The following is a 19,839-nucleotide window of genomic DNA, read 5'->3' on the forward strand; positions in this document are numbered from 1 at the left end:
TCTTCCGCCTGCGCGGTTAACGGGAGAAAAGCGGACAGGCGGCTGCCGGGACAACCGGCGCCGCCTCCCGGCTGCTGCGGTCTTCGCCCGAAGGCTCTGCCGCAGCAGCTCCCCGGGCAGCAGGGCTGAACGTCAGTGCAAGCCGTTCTGCCGGGGCGCCGGGGCGCCGCAGGACTCTCTGGCGACCAGGCGGGACGGGAAACTGACGGTGCTGAAGGTCGGCTGCGCCGAGTCGCACAGCTCCAGCACCTTCTCGACGGCCGCCTTGGACATGTCGTAGATCGGCAGCCGGACGGAGCTCAGCTTGGGGCTGATGCCGGAAGCGAGCGGAATATCGTCGAAGCCGATCAGCGACAGATCGCCGGGAACCGACAGACCGTTCGCGGCCAGCGCTTCCATGGCGGAAATTGCCATGTCATCGCTCGCGCAGAACAGCGCGGTCGGACGCGGGCCTCCGGCAGTAAGCATGGCCTCGACCGCCCGGTAGGCCTCACGCTTCAGGAATTCGCCCTGAAGGACCCAGGCCGGCTCAATCGGCAATCCGTGCCGGTTCAGCACATCCCGGTACGCCAGGAAGCGCTCGCGCCCGGAGTAGGTATTGTCGCGGCCGCACAGCATGCCGATGTCCCGGTGACCGAGAGCGATCAGCGACTCCACCGCCTCGGCCGCGCCTTCATAGTCCTTGGAATTGACGACCGCCAGATGTCCCCGGTCCAGACGCTCGGCCATGATCTCGGAGATATCATAGTCGATCAGTACAACCGGCGCCTCCAGCTCCGCCATCTCGCGGACCATGCCGACGTCTTTCTGGGTGCCGACGAGAATGCCTCCGTCGATCCGCTTCTGGGCGAAGGCGGTCTTGACCTTCTGGAAATCGTCCGGCGAGTAGACGGTATGAATCAGCACATAGCAGCCGCGTGCATTCGCCGTATCGACGACGGCGTCGACGAACGGAGCGAAATAGCTGTTCTGGTAGATGCGATCCGCACCGGGCCGTTCGTTCATGCTGATGGCGAACAGACCGATCGTATCCGTCTTCTTGCCGGCCAGCGCCCGGGCGAAGCTGTTGGGCTCGTAGTGATGCTGCTGAATGACCCTCAGCACCTTGGCCCGCGTCTCCTCCGGCACGTTGGCATAATTGTTGATAACACGGGATACCGTGCTGCGGGAGACTCCCGCAAGCTTGGCAATATCTTCGCTGCGCATAGCTCCCCCTTGATCCGGCGGTATCGGCCCGGAAGAGCTGCAGGCCGTCGCCGTTATATTGTAAACGCGCGTTTATGCTTCTATCATAAAATGAAAACGGTTAAAAAGCAAGGACGCAGAAAAGGCGCCGGTTCTCTGATTTTGATTGATATATACCCCTATTGGGTATAATGAAGAATGAACCCAACACCGAGTTAAGGGAGAGAAGCGAGATGAAGAGAAGAATGCAACCGGGCAAGGCCAAGCAGGCGGCGCTTGTGCTCGGAGCAACGGCCGTTCTGGCATTGAGCGGCTGTTCGGGGAACGGGAACAACCATAACGGCAATGGAGGGGCCAGCGCCGCTCCCGCTGCGAGCCCCGCGGCCGGGGCGCACGCCGGCCATTCTCCGGCGGCGACGGATATGGCGGGTATGACGGGTATGGCGGAGCACGGGACTTCCGGCGAGATTCCCGCCGGTCTCCAGGATGCTGCGTCTCCGAAATTTCCGGTAGGCAGCCAGGTCGTCATCAAGGACGGCCATATGCCGGGGATGAAGGGGGCAGCCGCGACCATTTCGGGCGCTTTTGACACCACGGTCTATGCGATTTCCTACCAGCCTACAACCGGGGGCGAGCGGATAACCAACCACAAATGGATCATTCAGCAGGAGATCGAGAATGCCGGAACCGAGGATATCCAGCCCGGTAAAGAAATCACCATTAAAGCCGACCATATGCCAGGCATGATGGGCGCCAAAGCGGTCGTCGATTCCTTCAAGCACACGGTGGTCTACATGGTGGACTATACGCCGACTACCGGCGGGGAACCGGTGAAGGGGCATCAATGGGTGACCGAGGATGAACTGGAGGCCCGGTGATTGCAGGAAGCGTTGAATGTTGGACGATGAAATGCCATACTGGCTGGATTTTGACAAGCCGGACGATACCCTTGGCGGGCATCTAGTCCGGCTGTTTGGCGTGGTTCGGGAGGCCCTCGGCGTCCGCAGGTTCGGGCAATCTGTAGAAATGTCCACTTTATCTAAACATGCGCCATGTTCCAAGGCCCGGCGCTGCCGTAATATTAAGCGTGTCGATACCTGAAAGCGCTTAACAAATTAGAGCGAAGGAGATTACATCTATGAGAAAACCGATTCGCAAGCTCAGCGCGCTGTTGCTGACGGGGGTACTGGCTGCAGTAAGCCTGTCGGCCTGCGGCGGCAACGACGGAGAAACCGGCGGCAAGAAAGCCCAGACCGGTTCCGGAAGCGGCAAGAAAACGGAAATTCTGTTCTGGTCCCCGTTCTCCGGTTCGGATGGTCCATTCATGAAGAAGCTGGTTGATAAATACAACAGTTCGCAGGATGCCTATAAAGTCAACTTTGTTATTCAGCCCAACGGCGAGTACTACAAGCAGCTCGACGTGGCGCTGAGCACAGGCAAGGAACGGCCGGATCTGATGATTATGCATGTGGATTCGGTCCCAACCTACCAGAGCAAGGATCAGCTTCAACCGGTGGATGAGCTGGCCAGCCAGGCGGGGATCAATCCGGCCGACTTTGCCGAAGCTCCGATCAAGTACTCGACGATTGACGGCAAGCTGTATTCGCTGCCGCTGGATATCCATCCGGTCTTGATGTATTACAACAAGGATCTGTTCGAGAAAGCGGGCATCACCGCTCCTCCGACGAACCGCGCCGAGTTTGAGGCGGCCGCCGAGAAGCTGACCGACAAGTCGAAGGGCGTCTACGGCTATGTGGTGCCGACCTTGTGGCCGCAGCAGTTCATCTTCCCTTCGCTGGTCTGGCAGAACGGAGGGGAGCTGTGGAACGGAACCGATGTCGCCTATAACTCGCCGGAAGCGGTTGAGATGGTGGAATGGATGCGCGGCCTGATCGAGAAAGGCATCTCGCCATCGAATGTGCAGCAGGACGGGGAGAATACGCTCTTCCTCCAAGGCAAAAATGCCATCCAGTTCAACGGTCCCTGGATGAAGTCGCAGTATGACGAAGCCGGCCTGAATTACGGCGTCGCCGTGATGCCGCAGATCGGCAAGGCGAAGCAGGCCATTTATGCGGGCTCTCATGGGTTTGTCGTGCCGAAGGCGGTTACGGACAGCGCCAAGCTGGCAGGGATCGGCGACTTTCTGAAATACGTCGCCGGCAACTCGCTGGATTGGGCCGAATCCGGCCAGGCTGTCGCTTCGAAGAAGGTGCTCGACAGCGCCGAGTTCAAGGCGATGCCTTTCCAGAGCACTGTGTCCCAGAGCTTTGAGCACGTTCAGTTCGCGCCGAACGTGCTGAATTGGGGAACGGTTATCGAGCCGGTCTGGGGCGAACTGAGCAACGCGCTGCTGGGCAAGAAGACGGCGCAGCAGGCGATGGACGACGCTGTAGCGAAATCGCGCCAGGCGATGAAGTAGCAAGGTTCGGCTCCTGAGAGAGCCGAATCGGAAGAGGTCCAGCGGGAAGCCGGAGGAGGTGCGGCTTTCCCGTTTTTTTAACAAGAGATGTGCCCAGACTGCAAGAAACGCCCGGACCGCCTGGAGCGGCCCCGGAGGGAGGAGCCCCGCATGAGAAGCTCGATGCTATCGCGATTGACCTCATTTTTGTTCATTGTTCCGTATCTGCTGGCCTTTGGCCTGTTCCTGCTCGTACCGATCATCTATGGGTTCGTTATCAGTCTCCAGGATTTCGAACTGCTGTCGGTTACGCATCCGTTCGTCGGATTCAAGAATTATATAACGATCTTTACGCCGGGTACGTATGAGCACAGCATTTTCTTCAGAGGACTCTGGACGACGATTCAGTTCGTAATCTACTCCGTGCCTCTGCTGATCTTCGTCGGCCTCGGCATCGCCATGTTGGTGAATGCTCTGCCGGCCAAACTGCGCGGCCTGTTCCGTACCTTCTACTTCCTGCCTTATGCGCTGTCCGCATCCGTCATGGCCGTTATCTGGCTCATGATGCTGGATACGAATGCCGGATTTATCAACAGCCTGCTGGCCAAAATTGGCTTGAACGGGATTCCGTGGCTGACCGATACGCCTTGGGCATGGCTGTCGCTGGTGCTGACGACACTGTGGTGGACGATCGGCTTCAATATGATTATCTTTGTCAACGCGCTGAACGAGGTGCCGGAGGATTACTACGAAGCCGCTTCAATCGACGGCGCGAACGCCTGGAAGAAATTCCTTCATATTACTTTGCCTTCGATCCGGCCGGTTATGCTGTTCGTTACGATTACTTCGACGATTGCGTCGTTCAATATCTACGCCCAGCCGTTCCTGCTGACGCGCGGCGGCCCCGGGGATACGACCCGGGTACTGCTGATGAATGTGTTGGACCAAGCTTTTGTTCGTAAGGATGTCGGCTCGGCTTCGGCGATGGCGATTCTGATGGCGCTGCTCATCATGCTGATCTCCCTCGTTCAGTTCCGCCTTACGAACCGGAAGGAGAAGGCCTAATGAACAACAAGACGAGAAAAGCGGCGGCTGTTCTGGTTGCGGTGCTGGTCGCAATCGTAATGCTGGTACCGCTGGTATGGATGCTCTCCACCGCATTCAAGAACGACTTCGAGGCGCTGTCCGGACGAATGAACTTTCTGCCGAAGAAGCCGACCTTCGATAATTTCACTCAAGGACTAAACGGCGAGCTGATGAATACGCCGATTCTGCGCTGGATTGTCAATTCGCTCAGCGTCGGCGCTATCGGCACGGCAATCGTGCTGTTGATCGACTCCATGGCCGCTTTTGCGCTGGCCCGCCTGCATGATCTGCCGATGCGGCGGACGCTGCTGTCGATGTTCATCGCTTCGCTGATGATCCCGAGCGTACTGACCTTCCTGCCGATGTACATGGAATTCAACAAGCTCGGACTGATCAACACCTATCCGGCGCTCATTCTTCCGGCTACGGCGGGTGCGTTCGGCGTGTTCCTGCTGTATCAGTTCTTCGTCTCGTTCCCGAAGGAGATCGAGGAGGCGGCGGTCATCGACGGTGTGAACAAATGGCACCTGTATTCCCGCATTCTGCTGCCTTCGGCGGTGTCAATCATGGCGACGCTCGGGATCTTCACCTTCATGGGCATTTACAACGATTTCGTCTGGCCGCTGTATGCCACTACCTCGCCGGAAATGCGGACTATTACGGCCGGGATCGCCATTATGGCGACCGGGAGCTATACGCAGAGCTACGGCAAGCTGATGGCAATGACAACGATTGCGGCGCTGCCGGTTATTCTGATCTTCATAGCGGGGCAGAAGTCGTTCGTGAAGGCGATCACCAGCGCCGGAGTGAAATAATATGGTAGCAAAGGAGGCTCCGTCTTCTCCGCTGCGCCGCAGATCCGTCTTGAGGAGACCGAAGGTCATACTGGCTCTTCTGGCGGTGCTGCTGCTAGCGGCAGGGGTCGGATACAGGATGATGACAACAGAGCGCAACGCGGCTAAGCCGCCGGCCTATACAGGCCACGGAGGGACCTTCAAAAATACGCTGGCGGAAAGGGATACCCCCGATCCCAGCGTCGTCTATCAAAACGGGTATTATTACATGACCTTCACCCATAACGGTGCGGATATCGTTGTCATGAAGTCGCGCACGCTTGACTTCCGTGAGGCGGAGAGCCGGACGGTCTGGTATCCGCCGGCAGAGACGCTGTATTCGGCCAACCTGTGGGCTCCGGAAATTCAATTTTTAAGGGAAAGCTGGTATATTTACTTTGCGGCCGACAATGGCCAGAACGAGAATCATCGCATGTACGCCCTTAAGGCTGATACGGCCGATCCGATGGGAAGCTATACGTTTCAGGGCCAAATCGCCGACACTACCAATAAGTGGGCAATCGACGGACTGGTGCTTGAGCATAACGAACAGCTGTACTTCGTCTGGTCCGGTTGGGAGGGCGATGTCAATGCGGCCCAGAATACGTACATCGCGCCGATGAGCGATCCGCTGACGATCAGCGGCCCGCGGGTGCTGATCAGCAAGCCGGATCTCGAATGGGAGCGGGCCGGCGGTCCTCCCTATATTAATGAAGGGCATTCGGTTCTTCGCCGCAATGGACGGATATTCATCGTCTACTCCGGAGCGGGAAGCTGGACGCCGTTCTACAGCCTCGGTCTGCTCGCGCTGCGGGAAGGCGGCGATCCGCTCAAGCCCGAGGACTGGACGAAATCCAAAAAGCCGCTGCTGACGATGAACGAAGCGGGCGGGGTGTACGGCCCCGGCCACAACACGTTCGCACCGTCGCCGGACGGAACGGAGCAGTGGCTCATCTATCACGCCACCCCAGGTGAGAACGACGGCTGGAACAACCGGAAAGCGCGTGCCCAGCGGATTGAGTGGGATAAAGACGGCCTTCCCGTGTTTGGCGAAGCGCTCCCGCTGGCGGAGGCCATTAACGTTCCTTCGGGCAGCGGCATCTTCAAGGCGGATACAGCCATCCGGAACGGAGATGTGCTGGCGTTCCCGCTGCTGCCGTCGGCAGCCCCGGGTGTGAAGCCCGTGCTGCTGCATTACCGGCTGAACAGAACGGCCGCAGAATCGGCCCGGATATGGACGGGCCTGGACAAGAGCGGGGCGCGGGAAATGCAACGAGCCGCAGGTCACTCCGCGGAGCCGGGCGGCGGAGCGGCTGATTCTGGGGAGGAAGCCGGGACGGAGATCGCACTGACGCCGAATGAGGACGGATACGTCTACGTCGAAGCTCCCTTCCAGACAGGAATGAATACGCTTTATATTCGTCTGGAGGGCAGCGGCGCCGAACTGGATGCGATCGAAATTCCGCGGTATGAGGCGGAGCTGGCGGCGCTTGAAGCCGGAGCGGAGCGTGAGGATCACCCCTTTGCCTCGGGCGGCGGGACAGCGGTTCTGTCCGCTGGGCAAGGTGTTGTGCGCTTTCTGAACGTCCGGGTGCCGCAGGAGGGCGAGTACGGCTTGGCCGCTGTACTGTTCAACCCGGAAGGGCCGGACACGGAGCTGTTCCTCTCGGCGAACGGCGGTAAGGCCGTTCGGGCCCGGATCGAAGGAGACGTCGCGCCGGCACGCAATGTGCCCGTGCGGGCGGAAGGACGGCTGAAGTTGAAGGCCGGAGCCAATACCATCGAAGTGACCGCGGCCGGAGGCAGTCTGACACTGGATTGCCTGGACTTGGTGAGCGGCCCGCCTGCTTAAGAGCTGATACTCTTTGGCCAGCGTTCGGGCAGCCGCCGGACAACACGGTCTGCCCGGCCAAAGTCTGTGCGAATCGATGAAATTGGCTGAGTTCAAGCATGTTCAACGAGATTCACACAGACGGAGGACAATCATGCCAATCGGGAGAACGATTTATCGAAGAATTCGGGCCGACGGTATCCGGGCAGCGGCGATTGTGCTGGCTCTTACGCTGGCAGCGGGCTGCGCCGGCGGCAAGCCGGCCCGCTCCCCGGAGGGAGCGGCGCCCAAGCCGGTGACCCTGGAATACTGGACGCCTTTCAGCGGCGGAGACAATCTTTTTATGACAGAACTGGTAGAGGCCTTTAACAAGAGCCATACGGATATTCGGATCGAACAGATCAATTCCCGGCTGGACGATTATTATTCCCGGCTGCGTACGGCTGTTCTGGCTGGCAATGCCCCGGACCTGGCTGTTATTCACGCCACTAACCTGCCGCAATTTGTCCAGAACGGGTATATCGAGCGGCTGGACGCCCCGGCTTCAGGGGTCGGACTGAATTGGGAGATGTTCAATCCACGGATTGTAAAGTCTACGTTATACAATGGCTGGCATTATGCCGTCCCTCTTGATACACACACGCTGGTGCTCTATTACAACAAGGCGCTGCTGCGCGAAGCCGGATTGCTGGATGCCTCCGAGAAGCCGGTAATCGCGCCGGGAGAAGCGGGGTTTATCGCTTTTCTTCAAGAGCTTCAGGCCTCCTTGCCGGACCGCATCGCTCCGCTGGCTCTGCCCAGCACGCGCATCGACTCCGTCTGGTTCTGGTGGAGTCTCTACAATCAGATGGACGGCGGCGGCGTCTTCTACGACGATACCGGGAAGAGGGCGGCCTTCGACAATCCGCAGTCGCTGCGTGCGCTGGAATTCGTGGACAGTCTGTACCGCAAGGAGTTGATTCCTCCGGGTATTAACGATTCGTTCACGCTGTTCCACGACGGCCAGGCTGCGCTCCTTCTCGCGGGAGTCTGGGGAACCGGTGCGTTCGAGAAGGCGCCTGGACTTGAGCTCGGCGCGGTTCCGGTGCCGGTGATCTACGATCATCCGGCGGCTTGGGGCGATTCGCACACGCTGGCGATTCCGGCGGGAAGCGCCATGACGGACGAGAAACGCCGGGCAGCGCTCATATTTGCCGATTGGGTGGCGGAGCACGGCGTGATGTGGGCGGCAGCAGGCCATGTGCCCAGTGTCAAAACAGTTCTGGACAGTCCCGAATTCAAGGCGATGAAATTCCGCAGCGACTATGCCGCGGCGGCCGATTCCGTTGCCTATTGGCCGCGCAACATTATTCAATGGAGCCTCAATGAAGAGATGATCCGTCAGTTCGAGCGGATGATCTACCGGCAGCAGACGCCGGAAGAGACGCTGGACCGGGCGGCGGCGGCTATTGACCGGCAGTTGGCGCAGCAGGAGGGAACAGAATGAAGAGCCTGCGGCGGCGGTTCGCCAATCTGGGACTGGCCCAAAAGCTGATTCTCATTAATGTCGTCTTCATCGTGCTGCCGCTCGGATTCATGGGCTTTCTGGCCTTCTCCCGTTTCTCCGAAGCTACGGAGAATAAAGTAGGCGAATATCAGCTTCAGACGCTGAAGCAGCTCACGCTGAACATCGATACGTACATGAACGAATTGAATCGGCTGACAGTCATGCCCTATCAGTACCCGAAGGTAACCGAATACCTGCAGTCTTCTCGGGCGCCCTCCCAGCCCCTTACACTGGACGAGATCCACGAGCTGAACGGATTCGTAACCCAGGTGTTTCTAAACGGACGGGTCGATATTCTGGGCGTATCGCTCTATGGAACGAAAGGGGCATCTTACGTGGTGCTCCCGGAAAGCCAGTATGTCACGACTTACAAGCTGGAGGACCATATTCCTTGGTTGGACCGGTTCCAAGGACACTTCGGTGAACCTGTCTTTGTCGCCACCCATGACCTGCATTCGGTCGGCGGCAATGTGTACCAAGCGTTCTCCATCGCCCGGGAACTTCGCAGCTTCAACAGCGGGCGCACCATTGGCTATATCGTCATCGACGTGAATACGAAATTTCTCGAGGAGATTATCGCCAAGGTCAGTCTGAATGAGGAAGAGTCATTGTTCATTGCTGACAAGCAGGGACAACTGGTCATCGGCAGGAATAAAGACGGCGGAGGCTTGGACCCCTCGGTCTACCTCGGTTGGTCCGGGAAGGAAACCGGACACGCTGAGACCAAGGGCGGAACCTTGGTTGCCCAGGTGACTTCTGATATTACGGGTTGGACAACGGTTGGTCTTGTTCCCGCCAAGAGCCTGATGCGGGATACGTATACTCTCCGAACCTACATTGTCGTGATCGGCATTGTCTGTGTGGCGGTTGCGCTGTTCTCCTATGTCTTTATCGCTTACCGGATTACGCAGCCGCTGCGCAAGCTCAGCCGGCTGATGCGCAACGTCGGGCGCGGCGAGATTCAGGCCAAATTCCCGCAGAGCGGTAGGGACGAGGTCGGTCAACTCGGCCTGGCCTTCAACCGGATGGTCGACAAGCTTAGCGAAATCGGCTATTTGCTCTACGAGACAGAACTCAGGGAGAAGGACGCACAAATCGCGGCGCTTCAGAGCAAGATCAATCCGCATTTTCTGTACAACACGCTCGGCTCTATCAGCATGTACGCTGAAATGGAAGGCAGCCGCGAAATTGTAACCATGGCGAACAATCTCAGCAAGCTGCTGCGCTACAGCCTGAGTGGCCGCAGGGAGACAGTCACGCTCGGAGACGAGCTGGAGCATGTCCGCGGCTATATGGCAATCCAGAGCATGCGTTACGGCGACCGGATCCGATTCGAAATGACGGTCGATTCTGCGCTTCGGGATTGCCGGGCGCTGCCGCTGCTCGTTCAGCCGCTCGTAGAGAATGCCATTAACCATGCGCTCGACAAGGGCGCTGGCGAAGGGCGCATTACGCTGACTGCCTCGGCTGACGGCCAGACGCTCCGCATTGCAGTCGAGGACGACGGTATCGGCATGAACGCTTCCGAGCTGCAGTCGCTGCGCCGGCGGCTCCTGGACAAGGCAGAGCTCGGCGGCCGTTCCGGCAACGGGCTGCTCAATGTGCACCGGCGAATTGTGCTTCATTATGGAGAAGAATACGGACTTGGTATTGAGAGCATGCCATTCCAAGGCTTCAAGGCGATACTGTCGCTGCCCGAAATCCATACCGGAGACCGGAAGGAGGAGAGGGAGATTGGCTAGAGTGCTCATTGTCGACGATGAATTGATCTTCCGCAAAGGACTGGGCAAGATGGTGTCCGACCTCGGCCGGGAATGGGAGGTGGTCGGCGAGGCGCGCGATGGCTTTGAGGCGCTCGACATGCTGGAACAGCTTCGTCCGCAGGTGCTGCTGACCGATATTCATATGCCGCGGATGGACGGCATTCAACTGCAGCAAGTAGCAAGGGAGCGGTTCCCGGATCTCTTGACGGTTGTCGTCAGCGGCTATGATGAATTCGCTTACGCCCAGCAGTCGATGCGTCAGGGCGCCCGGGATTATCTGACCAAACCGATCGAGCGAGAGGAGCTGGCCCGCGTAATGGACGGTCTGCGGCGCGAGCTGGAGGAGAGAAGACTTCGACCAGCGACGACAGGAGAGGACCCGGAGCGTACGTCGGCAGTCCGGCAGCAGGCTGCCCGTCAATTGACTGAAGCACTGCTGAAAGGAACGCTTACTTCGGACGAGAGCTTACTGTTGGAAGAGATGGGCATCGTTCTGCCGCATCCGCTCTTTATCTGCCTGGTTGTCAAATTGGATAAGCACTCTGTAACGGAAGAGCGTTATCGGCGCGGCGACCCGTCGCTCTTCCAGCTCTATATCCGCCAGCTTGTCCAAGAAATGCTGGACCGCCATGCGGCCGGACTGGCTTTTGTGCCGTCCGATACGGAGGTGGTCGCGCTGCTCAACCTGGAGGAAGATGGCCAGGCCGCCGCCTATGCGCGTTCGTTCGGCGATATGATCCGCCGCCAGGTCTCCTCGCTATCGAATCTGACGGTGACGATCGGGGTAAGCGCGGCTGCCCGCGGACTTGCCGGTATTCCCCGGGCTTACGAAGAAGCGGAGATTGCTCTGCTCCACCGCTTGATTGCCGGCGGAGACCGAGTGCTGGAGTACGAGATGGTCGGCGGCACGGCAGCGCCTTTGGTCCCGGATACCCGCCGCTGGTCCTGGGACGGACTGGAGCGGCTGATCCGGGAGCGCGACGCCGACGGACTCGGCAGCATGCTGGAACGCCGCATTGCCGAACTGTGCAGCGGAGCCCCGTCTCCCGAGGCCATCCACCAGCAGATCTGCAAGCTGCTGCTCCAATGCTACGAGCTCGCGGGAGAGATGGGCGTGGCAGAGGATTGGCTGGAGTCGCGGGATATCGGCCGGGTAATGTTCGAAGTGTGCGCGTTGACTTCGCGCGAGGAGCTGACGGAGCAGTGCGGGCTGCTGCTTGAGCGGCTGATTTCCTGTCTTGCGGCTTCTCCGGCCCGGCGGGATGCCGATCCCGTTGCGCTGGCCGAGCGCTATATGGAGGCCCGCTATCGGGAGCCGCTGACCCTGAAGGAAGTGGCGGACGAAGTGTTTTTGAATCCCGCTTATTTCAGCAATTTGTTCAAACAGCGGACAGGCGTTACTTTCGTCGAGCGGCTGACGCAGTTGCGGGTGGAGGAGGCGAAGAAGCGCCTTGCGTATACCGCCGACAAAATCAGTGCGATTGCCGAAGAGACCGGCTTTGCCCATGTGCGGCATTTCAACCGTGTCTTCAAAAGCCGGACAGGGCTGTCGCCCAAGGAATACCGGGAAGCCGCCCGGGGCAGCCTTCAGCCCAAGGACTGACTGGCGGGAGAGATGCGACCGGTTCGGACAGATGAGTTATAACAGAAGCAAACCGACCACACAGGAGGGATAACCTATGACAGAAATTCAGCGTCAGACGGAATCGGAAGAGCGGGAAGGAGCCGCCCGGAGAGAATTCGCAGCAGGAAAGGATACACGGGAACACTTGGCCGCCGGACCGGAGGGCTTGGCCGCTCCGGATAGTTTAATTGTCCCCTCAGGCGGTCTGCCGCGTGCCGAATACCCCCGTCCCCAATACATTCGGGAACCTTGGGTCAATCTGAACGGAGAGTGGGAATTTGCCTTCGACGACGGCAATCAAGGCGAGACGGAGGGCTGGCAGACGGGCGGCGTGAAGCTGCCGCTGACAATTCGGGTTCCGTTTGCTTTCCAGAGCGAGCTCAGCGGCATCGGCGAGCGGGACTTCCACGACGTCGTCTGGTATCGGCGGGAACTGGAACTGCCCGAAGCGTTCCGAAACAAGCGGACGCTGCTGCATTTTGGAGCGGTGGATTATGAAGCGAAGGTGTGGGTGAACGGCATTCTCGTGGCCACGCATGAGGGCGGCCACACGCCGTTCTGCGCGGATATCACGGATGCGCTGCGTTCTGAAGGGAATACGCTGATCGTGAAGGCAACCGACTACAGCAGGGACGTAACGCTTCCCCGGGGCAAGCAATACTGGAAGAGCGATTCGGCGAGCATTTTCTATACCCGGACTACAGGCATTTGGCAGACGGTCTGGATGGAAGCGGTGGAATCCTGCTATCTGGAGCGGGTGAAGCTGACACCGGATATTGACCGGGGCCAAATCGGAGTAATGCCTTACATCAAGGGCGGGAGCGAGAGCCGTTCCCTGAAGCTGCGAGCGGAGATCGCGTTCGAAGGGGAGCCGGTGGCGGAGAGCGTTCTTACCGTCGGCGCTGCGCCGGTTCCGCATGCCATCGGGCTGCCCGATTTCAACGATCATGGCTTGGGTCGCTGGTGGTCGCCGGAGCGGCCGAATCTGTATGACATTGTCTTCACTCTGCTGGACGGGGAAACGGTGCTGGATACCGTCCGCAGCTACTTCGGCATGCGCAAAGTCTCCATCGAGAGCGGGAAAATCTGCCTCAATAACCGGCCATATTATATGAAGCTGGTGCTGGACCAGGGGTATTATCCCGACGGTAATCTGACGCCCCCGAGCGATGAGGCGATCCGGCGGGATGTGGAACTGACCCTGGAAATGGGGTTCAACGGCGCGCGCAAGCACCAGAAGCTGGAAGACCCCCGCTATCTGTACTGGTGCGACAAGCTGGGATTGCTGGTCTGGGGGGAGGCGGCGAATGCTTACGCCTACTCGGAAGAGTATGTGCGCCGCTTCACCCGCGAGTGGCAGGAGTGTATGGAACGCGATTACAATCATCCTTCCATTGTTGTCTGGGTCCCGCTTAATGAAAGCTGGGGCGTCCCGGCGATCGCCGTTGACCGGCGTCAGCAGCAGCATGCGCTGGCTATGTACCATCTGACCAAATCGCTGGATGAGACCCGGCTGGTTGTTTCGAATGACGGCTGGGAGATGGTGGATACCGACCTGTTCAATATTCATGACTACGAATGGCGCGAAGAGGTGCTTCAGCGGCGGTATGCCGATACCGAAGCCGCCGTGTCCGCCTATCCCGGCAATCGCAAGCTGGCTGTGGAAGGATATCCGTATAGAGGGCAACCGATACTCGTCACGGAATTTGGCGGCGTGGCCTACAAGAAGAACGAATGGGAAGGCTGGGGTTACTCCGGGGCAGACAGCGACGAGGATTTTGAAGCGCGGTTGCGGGCAGTCATCGGGCCGATGCTGCGCTCTCCAGTCGTGCAGGGCTATTGTTATACCCAGCTTACAGACGTGGAGCAGGAGATTAACGGATTGTTGACCTATGACCGGATACCGAAGATTCCGCTGGAGATCATTCGGCGGATCAACGAGGGCGAACAAGGGGATAGCGGAGAGGCCTGAGAACAGGCCGATGCCCCAAAAAAAGGGAGCGCCATTGAGCGCTCCTTTCTTTTTTGGACCCATTTGGCCCCATATACTTGTCAGGCTTCAAGTTCCCCTCCGGCCGCCCTCCGGCTGCTGCGTCGGTTACCGGATAAGCTTCGTGACACCCAGCGGATCAAAGCTGATAACATAGCCGCCGACCTGCACGCTGAGACCGTAGACTTCCTGGTAGTGGACAATCGACGCTTCGAGAAATTCCTCGGTGACGCCGATCAGCTCGGCGAATTCATACCGGTTGCGGGCGTTGGCGTGGAAGGCTTCGATAAAACAGGCGAACGGCACCAGCCGTTCATAAGCCCAGTTCCGCGCCCGTTTCTCCTGCTTGCGGTTGCGGATGTCGCTCTGGTCCAGGATGTTCCCGGCCGAGGTGTAATAATGGCCGATTTCTTCGGCCAGCACGCAGTATTTCTCCGACAGCAGCGGAATGGATTTGTTCAGCAGAATCGCCTGCCGGTTGGTGGTTTCAATGTACAGGCCCTTGATGTCCTCGGGCAAATCCGCATTCTCGTGTACGGGAATGGGCGCCTTCCGGCGTAAGGATTCATAGCTCCCCATAGACGTCCTCCGCTAACTGTTGTCTTTGGCCAATGCGATCCGAAGCGCCAGCCTGATCTGCGCCAGCTTCTCGGGAGTCATCGGCTCGGTATGGCCGCCGACCTGATGGGCCGCCAGCGTCAGAATCTCCTCATCGGACAGGTCGGGATGGGCATGGGCCGCCGGTTCATCCTCTTCGACAAGCTCATCGAGCGTCTTGCCGAAATAGGCGGCGAGCTTGCGCATGGTGGACAGCTTGATGTTCTCCGCGCCCTTCTCGAATAAAGATACGATCGTCGTGTACGGGATACCGGCGCCTTTCGCCAGCTCCGACCGGTTGATTCCCCTCTCGTTCATCAGCCGGGCCAATCGGTCCGTTACCGTCAATCGAGCTTCCTCCCTTCTTTCACATCGTCTCCCTCCATCATACGGACTGTCAAATACGATGTAAAGTAGATATATTACGACAAAACGTAAAAGTGCATTGACTAACTACGTTGTATCGTATATTATTCTAGCATAAACTACCATATGTCGTAGATTTCAGGGAGGAATATCCATGTATACATCGAACGGCGGCATCTCCCCCAAAGGGCTGTGCGCGCAGATTAAAGAAGATAAATCGGGGTTGGTCTGGTCGTTGCAGGCAGGGAGGCATACGATCAGCAACGGACGCTGGGCAATCCGTCTGGACGAACTGCCCGCAGAGGTTCGCGCCGTGCTGCACAGCCGGTTCGCCGCCGAGCCTTCTGAAGGCACTCATCTGTCCTTGCTTCGGGGAAAGGTCGGCACCGGCTGCGGAACTCCGGGACTGGATCGCTTCTGGGAACGGGAAGCCGGAATGCCGGCGCAGCAGACTGCGCTCCTGATGGAGACGGAGGGCGAGCGTTACCGGATCTTCCGCTGTGGAGGCAGCTTCATCTATGTTGCCGAGCGGCATCTGAGAGGGCTTGCCGCTCCGTCCCTTGCCGAAGCAGATGCTTCCGAATGGAAGGGAATCTGGCGTCTCCGCTTCCGGGAAGCGGATTACCTGGTTGCCTCCCGCGCTCCGGCCGAGGCGGATGAAACACAGGAAGGGTTCATGCGCGAGCTGCTGGAACCCGGTATGATCGGGGCTCCCTCGAAGCTGCGGGGTGAAGCATGATGCGGTCCGGAATTTCTTGCTTGCCCCGCCCGGCAGCGGCAGCCCCTGACGAAGCCTCTCTCCCGAATTACCGCGAGGCGCTCGGCATTGTCCGGAAGCTGTACCGCTCTGCGGGCGATACCGATAAGAGAATCATCGCGGGCATGGTCTCCGACTGCGAGTTCGTCGTGGAATGGATGGAGACCGGACGGCGTCCCGGCAGCCGCCGGGGCATCGAGCGGCGCGCCGGCTACGAGCGCGAGGTACCGCTGGAGCCGGAGCGGATGCAGCGGTTCGCGGCTCCTCCTCCGGCAGATCCGGCGCTGCGGGAGGAGGAAGGGGAGAGCCTCAGCGGACGCCGGCTTTTTCAACTGGAATATGCCTTAAGCCGCCTGAGCGCCCGGGAACGCGAATGCTATGAACTGGCCTATGGACAGGGGCTGTCGCACGGGGATATTGCGGTCATGCTGAGGCTGACGGCGGGAAGCGTCGGCGAGTATCTCCAGCGGGCGCAGCAGAAGATGGCGGAATTGGTTGCCGATTCTCTCTTTTATATGGACGATCAGGAAGAGAACGTTTGATCGTGTTTTTTGTCTAGTAAAAGCCCCTTAATAGTGTAAGGTATAATTAACCTTATCTAGCAAATAAATCAAATAAAGGAGGTGGATAATGAATCTCGTTACCTTGATGCTCGCGCTGCAGAGCTTTCTGCAATCCCGGCTGTCGGAGGAAGGCGCGCTTGTGCCGGCCGTATATATCGGCGATGCTCCGGGAGAAGAAACGGCCCGTCCGGTTCTCCTCATTCGTCCCCATAAAGGACACAGCGATGAAGAGGAGGCTACGGCGCGAATTCGGCTGGAAATTTCAAGCGATGCGCCCGGCGAAGCCGGATACGCCGACATGATGAATCTATTGGAACGGGTTCGCGTCCTGCTGCTGCGGGAACGGACACTGGAGCGGAGATTCCGGCTGGACGCCAATTGGAAGTGGTCGGTGCATCGGCGCAGAAGCGATTCCCGGTGGGTGGCCCGTGTCACCACGAGCTGGACTTATCCGCAAATCAGACAGGAGGCAGCTATTCATGAGTGAACCAACCGTAATGAATTCGTTTAACAACGAAGAAACGAATAACACATCAGCATCCAAGGAGTCCTTCTCCAAAATCTATCTCGGACCGAATCTGGCCGGCGGCCGGCTTCTGCAATCCACAGTATTCCGGAATGAGCTTCCGGACTATCTGCAGCCGCTGCTCGATGAGCAGCCGGAGGCGGCCGAACTGATCGTGCCGATTGCGCATATGGCCGAGGTGCAGGCTCGTCTGACTCAGCAAGGAACGGCGGAATTTGCCGCCTATAAGAAGCTTCTCGGGAAGGGGAACTAAATAATGGCATATCAACACGGCATTTATGTCAATGAACAGGCGACTTCCGTTCTGGCGCCGAACGAGGCGGCCAGCGGCATTCCATTCGTGGTCGGTACGGCTCCCGTGCATCTGGCGGACAAAGCCGCTCACGCAGGGACCCCGGTGCTGGCGTATACTTACGCCGACGCGGTCGCTGCGCTGGGTTATTCCGATGACTGGTCGAAATATACGCTGTGCGAAGCGATGTATACGCATTTTGTGCTCTATCAAAAATCGCCGATGGTGCTGGTGAACGTTCTGGACCCGGCCGTTCACAAGACGGTGGCGGCCCCGGCAGCGGTTCCGGTATCGAACCGCGTCGCCAAGCTGGCAGCCGACGGCGTCCTGCTGTCTTCGCTGACCGTGAAATCGGCCGACGGCAACACGACTTATGTTAAAGGGACGGATTATACGGCAAGCTTTGACGACAAGGGCAAAGTCGTCATTACGACCAAGGCCGGCGGCGCCATCGCGGCCGGAGCCGTCTCGCTCCAGGTCGGTTACACGGCACTGAATCCTTCGGCCGTCGATGCGGACGATGTGATTGGCGGCGTCTCCGCTTCCGGGGAATACTCCGGCTTTGAACTGGTGCATCAGGTCTTCCCGCGCTTTGGCGTGCTGCCGGATCTGCTGATGGCTCCCGGCTGGTCCCACCAGCCGGCGGTAGCGGCGGTCATGGCCGCGAAGGCTTCCAATATCAACGGAAACTTCAAGGCGATTGCGCTGACCGACCTGGACCCGGCGGTGGACTATACGGCAGCGGGCGAATGGAAATCGAGCCATGCCTATACCGGCGCGCAGCAGATTGTTACCTATCCGAAGGTGACGATGGGCGGCCGCACGTACTGGCTGTCGAGCCACCTCGCCGGACGCATCGCCACGACCGATTCGCAGAGCGACGGCATCCCGTTCGTCTCGCCCTCCAACAAGAACCTGAGCATCGACGGCGCAGTGCTGGCCGGCGGCAAGCCGCTCTATCTCGGACTTGACCAGGCCGCCTACCTGAACAGCCAGGGCATTGTCACGGCGTTCAATCTCGGCACCGGAGGCTGGAAGGCTTGGGGCAGCCAGACCGGCGCCTATCCGGCCGGAACCGATCCGAAGGACGTCTCCATTCCGGTGCGCCGGATGTTCAACTGGGTATCCAACTCGCTCATTATGACGTATCTGCAAAAGGTCGACGATCCGATGAACAAGCGTCTCACCCAGGCGATCACCGACAGCCTGAATATTTGGCTGAACGGACTGACCGCCGCCGGAGCCCTGCTGGGCGGGCGCGTCGAATTCCGCGCAGCCGAGAACCCGTCCGAAGCCCTGATGGCCGGCAAGGTCCAGTTCCATCTGTTCCTGACGCCGCCGACCGCCGCTCAGGAGATTGATTTTGTGCTGGAATACGATTCGTCGTATCTGTCCGCACTTACCGCCTAAGGAGGAACTTATTCATGCCTATTAAATCCGAACGCGTCATTGACTACTCCGTCTATCTGGAGGGCGACACCTACCTGGGGACCGCCAAAGCCACACTTCCCGAAATTTCCTATCTGGCGGACACGATTAAAGGCGGCGGCATCGCCGGCGAGATCAACGCCCCTTCCATGGGACACACCGGCGCCATGACCCTGACGCTGAACTGGAGAACCGTCGAGCCGCAAGCTGTGCAGCTGTTGGCTCCGAAGATTCACCAGATCGATCTCCGTGCGGCCATCCAGGCCTTCGACCCGGCTACGGGTGAATATCTGGACCGTGCGCTGCGAATTACGGTGCGGGCCCGTCCGGTGAGCCTTTCGCTCGGCAATCTGGAACCGGCGGCAGCCATGGACAGCAATAATACCTTCTCCGTCTCTTATATCAAGATCGTCAAAGACAACGATCTGGAGCCGCTTCTGGAGATCGACAAATACAACTACGTGCATAAGGTGAACGGCGTGGACCATCTGGCTCATGTCCGGAATACCTTGGGCATTAAATAAGGGAGAAGAGAATCCGTATGAACGAAGAGAACGTAAACGCAGCTTCCGTCGCGGAAGAAGAAGGGGAGGACAAGGCTTACGCCTTGTCCCGCCCTGTGGTGCATGAAGGCGCGACCTACGAGACGCTGACAATGGATTTTGACGCCATGACCGGCAGCGACATCCTGGCCGCAACCCGCCAGTACAAGGCCGAGAACAGCCAATCCATCAACTGGGCGATGGAGCTGGACAAGGATTACCAGGCTTATATCGTCGCCAAGGCGGCGCATGTCCATGTGGGACTCATCCGCGCGCTGCCAGCCAAGGATTTCACGCGCCTTACGCTGCGGGCCCAAAATTTTTTGCTGCTGTAGGCCTCGGCGGCGGCGATCTCATGGAGACCGTCGCCGCTCTGGCCATGCTGACCTACACGCCCATTCCCTTCTACCTCGGGCTGACGCTTGCGGAGATCGGCGAGTGGGCCGACCGGGCGGCTGAACTGCGGCATTTGCGGGAGTAAAGCCCGGCGTGGGCCGGGAGAAAGGAGGGGG

At 59.0% G+C, this 19,839-nt stretch carries 21 protein-coding genes; 18 read left to right on the forward strand and 3 right to left on the reverse strand.

All coding sequences use genetic code 11. The features are described 5' to 3' along the window. Window positions 1-132: 132 nt before the first annotated feature. Window positions 133-1,206, reverse strand: coding sequence for a LacI family DNA-binding transcriptional regulator (locus tag F4V43_RS11190; protein WP_150458327.1), 1,074 nt, complete (start codon window positions 1,204-1,206; stop codon window positions 133-135). 212 nt (window positions 1,207-1,418) lie between these two features. On the opposite strand from F4V43_RS11190, the gene F4V43_RS11195 reads away from it, so the two are divergent. From F4V43_RS11195 to F4V43_RS11240, 10 genes are all read left to right on the forward strand, one after another. Next, window positions 1,419-2,063 (forward strand): YdhK family protein, encoded by a 645-nt coding sequence (locus tag F4V43_RS11195; RefSeq protein WP_223879862.1) that lies wholly within the window; start codon window positions 1,419-1,421, stop codon window positions 2,061-2,063. Between the two features lie 16 nt (window positions 2,064-2,079). After that, the gene (locus F4V43_RS11200) at window positions 2,080-2,286 is read left to right on the forward strand and encodes a hypothetical protein (protein WP_150458328.1); all 207 of its coding nucleotides are present in this window, start codon (window positions 2,080-2,082) and stop codon (window positions 2,284-2,286) included. 37 nt (window positions 2,287-2,323) lie between these two features. Beyond that, window positions 2,324-3,604 carry an ABC transporter substrate-binding protein gene (locus tag F4V43_RS11205; protein WP_150458329.1) on the forward strand — a complete coding sequence of 427 codons (1,281 nt, stop codon included), beginning with the start codon at window positions 2,324-2,326 and terminating at the stop codon, window positions 3,602-3,604. A gap of 150 nt (window positions 3,605-3,754) precedes the next feature. Then, window positions 3,755-4,648, forward strand: a complete 894-nt coding sequence (locus F4V43_RS11210; RefSeq protein WP_150458330.1) for a carbohydrate ABC transporter permease — start codon at window positions 3,755-3,757, stop codon at window positions 4,646-4,648. Then, window positions 4,648-5,484 carry a carbohydrate ABC transporter permease gene (locus F4V43_RS11215; RefSeq protein ID WP_150458331.1) on the forward strand — a complete coding sequence of 279 codons (837 nt, stop codon included), beginning with the start codon at window positions 4,648-4,650 and terminating at the stop codon, window positions 5,482-5,484. Before F4V43_RS11210 ends, F4V43_RS11215 begins: the two co-directional genes overlap by 1 nt. 1 nt (window position 5,485) lies before the next feature. Further along, window positions 5,486-7,354 (forward strand): family 43 glycosylhydrolase, encoded by a 1,869-nt coding sequence (locus F4V43_RS11220; RefSeq protein WP_223879863.1) that lies wholly within the window; start codon window positions 5,486-5,488, stop codon window positions 7,352-7,354. 133 nt (window positions 7,355-7,487) lie between these two features. Beyond that, window positions 7,488-8,819, forward strand: coding sequence for an ABC transporter substrate-binding protein (locus F4V43_RS11225; protein WP_150458332.1), 1,332 nt, complete (start codon window positions 7,488-7,490; stop codon window positions 8,817-8,819). Beyond that, entirely contained in the window at window positions 8,816-10,621 is a 1,806-nt protein-coding gene (locus F4V43_RS11230) for a sensor histidine kinase (protein WP_150458333.1), read from the forward strand. The genes F4V43_RS11225 and F4V43_RS11230 overlap by 4 nt, the downstream gene beginning before the upstream one ends. Window position 10,622: 1 nt before the next feature. After that, window positions 10,623-12,245 (forward strand): response regulator, encoded by a 1,623-nt coding sequence (locus F4V43_RS11235; protein WP_223879877.1) that lies wholly within the window; start codon window positions 10,623-10,625, stop codon window positions 12,243-12,245. A gap of 76 nt (window positions 12,246-12,321) precedes the next feature. Next, window positions 12,322-14,238 (forward strand): glycoside hydrolase family 2 protein, encoded by a 1,917-nt coding sequence (locus F4V43_RS11240; protein ID WP_150458335.1) that lies wholly within the window; start codon window positions 12,322-12,324, stop codon window positions 14,236-14,238. 126 nt (window positions 14,239-14,364) lie between these two features. On the opposite strand, the gene F4V43_RS11245 is transcribed toward F4V43_RS11240, so the two are convergent. Both F4V43_RS11245 and F4V43_RS11250 read right to left on the reverse strand, forming a co-directional pair. Continuing rightward, window positions 14,365-14,835: an ImmA/IrrE family metallo-endopeptidase gene (locus F4V43_RS11245; RefSeq protein ID WP_150458336.1), complete on the reverse strand. Its 471-nt coding sequence runs from the start codon at window positions 14,833-14,835 to the stop codon at window positions 14,365-14,367. Window positions 14,836-14,847: 12 nt separating this feature from the next. Further along, window positions 14,848-15,201 carry a helix-turn-helix transcriptional regulator gene (locus tag F4V43_RS11250; protein ID WP_150458337.1) on the reverse strand — a complete coding sequence of 118 codons (354 nt, stop codon included), beginning with the start codon at window positions 15,199-15,201 and terminating at the stop codon, window positions 14,848-14,850. A gap of 172 nt (window positions 15,202-15,373) precedes the next feature. Between F4V43_RS11250 and F4V43_RS11255 the strand changes: the two genes are divergently transcribed. The 8 genes from F4V43_RS11255 to F4V43_RS19985 all read left to right on the forward strand — a co-directional run bounded on the left by F4V43_RS11255 (window position 15,374) and on the right by F4V43_RS19985 (window position 19,808). Next, complete coding sequence (locus F4V43_RS11255) at window positions 15,374-15,958, forward strand: hypothetical protein (protein WP_150458338.1); 585 nt, start codon at window positions 15,374-15,376, stop codon at window positions 15,956-15,958. Window positions 15,959-15,978: 20 nt separating this feature from the next. Then, a complete protein-coding gene (locus F4V43_RS11260; protein WP_223879864.1) occupies window positions 15,979-16,518 on the forward strand; it encodes a sigma factor-like helix-turn-helix DNA-binding protein in 540 nt (179 codons plus the stop codon). Between the two features lie 88 nt (window positions 16,519-16,606). Beyond that, window positions 16,607-17,026, forward strand: coding sequence for a hypothetical protein (locus tag F4V43_RS11265; RefSeq protein WP_150458339.1), 420 nt, complete (start codon window positions 16,607-16,609; stop codon window positions 17,024-17,026). Continuing rightward, a complete protein-coding gene (locus F4V43_RS11270; RefSeq protein WP_150458340.1) occupies window positions 17,019-17,318 on the forward strand; it encodes a hypothetical protein in 300 nt (99 codons plus the stop codon). Before F4V43_RS11265 ends, F4V43_RS11270 begins: the two co-directional genes overlap by 8 nt. 3 nt (window positions 17,319-17,321) lie before the next feature. After that, window positions 17,322-18,767 (forward strand): phage tail sheath family protein, encoded by a 1,446-nt coding sequence (locus tag F4V43_RS11275; protein ID WP_150458341.1) that lies wholly within the window; start codon window positions 17,322-17,324, stop codon window positions 18,765-18,767. A gap of 14 nt (window positions 18,768-18,781) precedes the next feature. Then, window positions 18,782-19,309, forward strand: a complete 528-nt coding sequence (locus F4V43_RS11280; RefSeq protein ID WP_150458342.1) for a phage major tail tube protein — start codon at window positions 18,782-18,784, stop codon at window positions 19,307-19,309. A gap of 17 nt (window positions 19,310-19,326) precedes the next feature. Beyond that, entirely contained in the window at window positions 19,327-19,662 is a 336-nt protein-coding gene (locus tag F4V43_RS11285) for a phage tail assembly protein (RefSeq protein WP_150458343.1), read from the forward strand. Between the two features lie 20 nt (window positions 19,663-19,682). Then, window positions 19,683-19,808 (forward strand): hypothetical protein, encoded by a 126-nt coding sequence (locus tag F4V43_RS19985; RefSeq protein WP_263406099.1) that lies wholly within the window; start codon window positions 19,683-19,685, stop codon window positions 19,806-19,808. Window positions 19,809-19,839: the final 31 nt, after the last annotated feature.

The sequence above is a fragment of the Paenibacillus spiritus genome (assembly GCF_008710135.1).
GTDB classification, from domain to species: Bacteria; Bacillota; Bacilli; order Paenibacillales; family Paenibacillaceae; genus Paenibacillus_AQ; species Paenibacillus_AQ glufosinatiresistens.